Annotated in this window: 2 protein-coding genes and 3 pseudogenes; 4 read left to right on the top strand and 1 reads right to left on the bottom strand. The window is 69.0% G+C overall.

All coding sequences use genetic code 11. From position 1 onward, the window contains the following. The 4 genes and pseudogenes from G3N96_RS38185 to G3N96_RS38170 form a co-directional block, all read left to right on the top strand. Window positions 1–193, top strand: a pseudogene (locus G3N96_RS38185) (chemotaxis protein CheA); the annotation flags it as partial. A 156-nt stretch (window positions 194–349) separates the two neighbouring features. Beyond that, the gene (locus G3N96_RS38180) at window positions 350–934 is read left to right on the top strand and encodes a hypothetical protein (RefSeq protein ID WP_124578154.1); all 585 of its coding nucleotides are present in this window, start codon (window positions 350–352) and stop codon (window positions 932–934) included. Window positions 935–1,069: 135 nt separating this feature from the next. Further along, window positions 1,070–2,467: a sigma-54 dependent transcriptional regulator gene (locus tag G3N96_RS38175; protein WP_346778937.1), complete on the top strand. Its 1,398-nt coding sequence runs from the start codon at window positions 1,070–1,072 to the stop codon at window positions 2,465–2,467. A gap of 133 nt (window positions 2,468–2,600) precedes the next feature. Further along, window positions 2,601–2,972, top strand: a pseudogene (locus tag G3N96_RS38170) (hypothetical protein); the annotation flags it as partial. On the opposite strand, the pseudogene G3N96_RS38165 reads toward G3N96_RS38170, so the two are convergent. After that, window positions 2,966–3,095 (bottom strand): annotated as a pseudogene (locus tag G3N96_RS38165) (2-oxo acid dehydrogenase subunit E2); the annotation flags it as partial. The pseudogenes G3N96_RS38170 and G3N96_RS38165 overlap by 7 nt on opposite strands.

Here is a 3,095-nt window from a genome sequence, read left to right as displayed (position 1 = left end):
CGCCGCGGCGCCTGCCGACATGCCGGCAGCCGACGCGAAGGCGCCGGAAGCAGCGGCTGCGCAGCCCGCCGACATGCCCGCGTTGTCCGATCCGGCGCAAGCCTTGCCGCCGGCTTCGGTCGACCAGCAGGCCGCCCCGGCGGCACCGGTCGTGCCGGCTCCGGCGGTCATCTCGACGAGCACGTCGTCGTAAGCATGCGGGTCGGTTTCCCGTGTGACCGGAACACCGGCCGCACGGGAGACGTTCGAACCCGATGCCCGACGGTCGTTTCCTGTTTGACGGGTGTTGATCCCATCCCCGAGGTCAACACCTCTTTTTGCCTGACGAGGATGCAAGGAGGCCTCAATCATGAGGATCTTTTTGGTCGCTCTGTTGTTGTACAGCGCACAAGCCGCGGCGCAGTCGGTATTTCAGAACCCGGCGGTCTTCGTGATCCTGGGCGAGCAGACCGCCGCGAACGCCGTGAGCGTTCAGCAGGCGCTGTCGACGCTCGGTCGCGCCGACAACACGGCATGCGCGCCGATGATGATGATCGGCGATCCGCAGATGATCTACATGATGCCGGAGGAAGGTCACGCCCCGTCGTGGCAATCGCCGGTGTACGGCCGTGGCGCACCGTTCGAAGCGCAGAAGGGGCCGACATCGACCGGCAAGACGATCGGCGCGATGCAGCATGCCGAGGACATGCAGACGCAGCCATGGAGCGACGGCAGCGCGATCACGCAGAAGATCGCCGGCGAGTCGAGCGTGACGGCGGCGGAGCGGGTGAGCGGGTGGCAGCGCAACGGGCTCGGCTCGATCGAGACGGCCCCTGCGACGGAGGTGACGGTGAACGGCAAGACCTACCGCGCCTATCGTGACGACCTCAACCGTTCCGCGAAGCCGGTCGTCGAGCCGCAGATCTACACGCAGCGCGTCGTGTTCTGCCGATAACGAAACGTCAATCCGAGGACGGCCCGGCGCTGCGCCGCGGGACCACGATGTCCCGCCCCGCGCGATCCGGCAACGGCCGTTTCGATCACCCATCCAAGCGACGAGGCCATCGTGAACTATTGCTGCCAGATCAGGGTGTCGGGCCCGCAGGATCTCGAACGCGAGGCAGGACCGGCGCCGTTCGTTGCCGTCCGGCGCAACCATGTCGTGCCGCCGCGGCCGCTCGTCTACCTGTCGCAGCAGCACGATGCCGCGCTCGTCGACTGCCTCGCGTCACGCGGCTGGGACGTGTGGCGCGCGAAAACCGTTGCGGACGCACTGAATCTCGTCAGGGTGAACCGCCCGCATGCGGGCATCGTCGATTTCGGCAGCTTCGCGTCACCCGACGTCATGGCGTTCGAAACGCTGCTGCGCGATCCGCGCGTCGGCTGGGTCGCGCTCGCCGACCATGAGCGGTTGCGGGATCTCACCATCGCGCGCCTGATTCGCCACTGCTGCTTCGACTACGTGCGCAATGCGAACGCCTATACGACGATCGGCTATCTGGTCGGCCATGCGTACGGGATGCTGAAGCTCGCCGACGGTAGCCCGGACGCCGCTGCGGCGCCCCCCGGCGGCGCGATGATCGGCTCGTGCAACGCCATGCGCCGGCTGTTCGCGACGATCCGCAAGGTCGCGAACACGGACGCCACCGTCTTCGTCGCCGGCGAATCCGGCACCGGCAAGGAGCTGACGGCGGCGGCGATCCACCAGCAGTCGTCGCGCGCCGACGCGCCCTTCGTCGCCGTGAACTGCGCGGCCATTCCGCCGACGCTGCTGCAGGCCGAGCTGTTCGGCCACGAGCGCGGCGCGTTCACGGGCGCGCACCAGCGCAAGATCGGCCGGATCGAGGCTGCGCACGGCGGCACGCTGTTCCTCGACGAAATCGGCGACATGCCGTTCGAGAGCCAGGCGAGCCTGCTGCGCTTCCTGCAGGAAGGCACGATCGAGCGGCTCGGCGGGCACGCGTCGATTCCGGTGGACGTGCGGATCGTGTCGGCGACCCACGTCGATCTCGAGGCCGCGATGCAGGCGGGGCGGTTCCGTGCCGACCTGTACTACCGCCTGTGCGTGCTGCGCATCGACGAGCCGCCGCTGCGCGTGCGCGGCCGCGACATCATGTTGCTCGCCGACTCCGTGCTGCGGCGCTATCGCGGCGACAGTTCGCTCCGGATTCGCGGCTTCATGCCGTGCGCGATCGAAGCGATCCACAACTACCCATGGCCCGGCAACGTGCGCGAGCTGATCAACCGGATCCGGTTCGCGGTCGTGATGACGAACGGCCCGCTGATCTCGGCCTCGGATCTCGAACTGCACCCGTACACGTCGCGGCGGCCGCCGACGCTCGCGGAAGCGCGCCGGCAGGCCGAGCGGCACGCGATCGAGGAAACGCTGATGCGCCACCGCCACCAGCATGCGGACGTGGCCGCCGAGCTGGGCATCTCGCGCGCGACGCTGTACCGGCTGATGACCGCGCACGGGCTGCACGCCTGACGCGCGGCGGCATACCGCCGCTCAAGACCGCGCGATGCCGGCCGTTAAGACAGTAAACGGCCCGTCCGGACCGCCGGTGCAGCCATGCTGCGCGCGGCCGGCACGCGGCGCATCACGCTTATCCGAGGTTACCGTGGCAGAGTGCAGTCACTGCGGCAGGACGTTCCTGGCCGGCGGGCGGTCGATCGACGGCCGCCGCTATTGCCGTGCGGCGTGCGCGCAAGCGCATCCGATCGTGGTCGAGGCGGAACGGGTGCCCGATGCGAAAGTCTGGGAGTACGTGCACGACTGGCGTTACGGGCCGTGCCCGATCTGCGGTCGCGACGACCAGCCGGTGGATGTCCATGCGTCGCATCGCGTCGTATCGCTGCTGTTCGTCACGCGCTGGGCGACGCGACGCCATGTGTGCTGCCGGCGTTGCGGCCGCAGGAAGCAGGCGGTCGCGCTGCTGGCGTCGGCCGCGTTCGGCTGGTGGGGGGTGCCGTGGGGCCTCGTGCTGACGCCCACTTCAGGATGATTGATGACCGGTGTCGACACGATGCCGCCGAGCGCGCCGAGGCTCGAGATCGTGATCGTCGAGCCGCTCAGCTCGTCGCGCTGCGCGCGGTTCGCGCGCACCGCATCGGCG

Source organism: Burkholderia sp. Se-20373 (assembly GCF_017104705.1).
GTDB lineage: Bacteria > Pseudomonadota > Gammaproteobacteria > Burkholderiales > Burkholderiaceae > Burkholderia.
This window is presented reverse-complemented; position numbering and strand designations above follow the sequence as displayed.

What these genes read in the sequence shown, in the direction of transcription:
- G3N96_RS38180 (WP_124578154.1), top strand. Translation starts at nt 350, where the DNA reads ATGAGGATCTTTTTGGTCGCTCTGTTGTTGTACAGCGCACAAGCCGCG.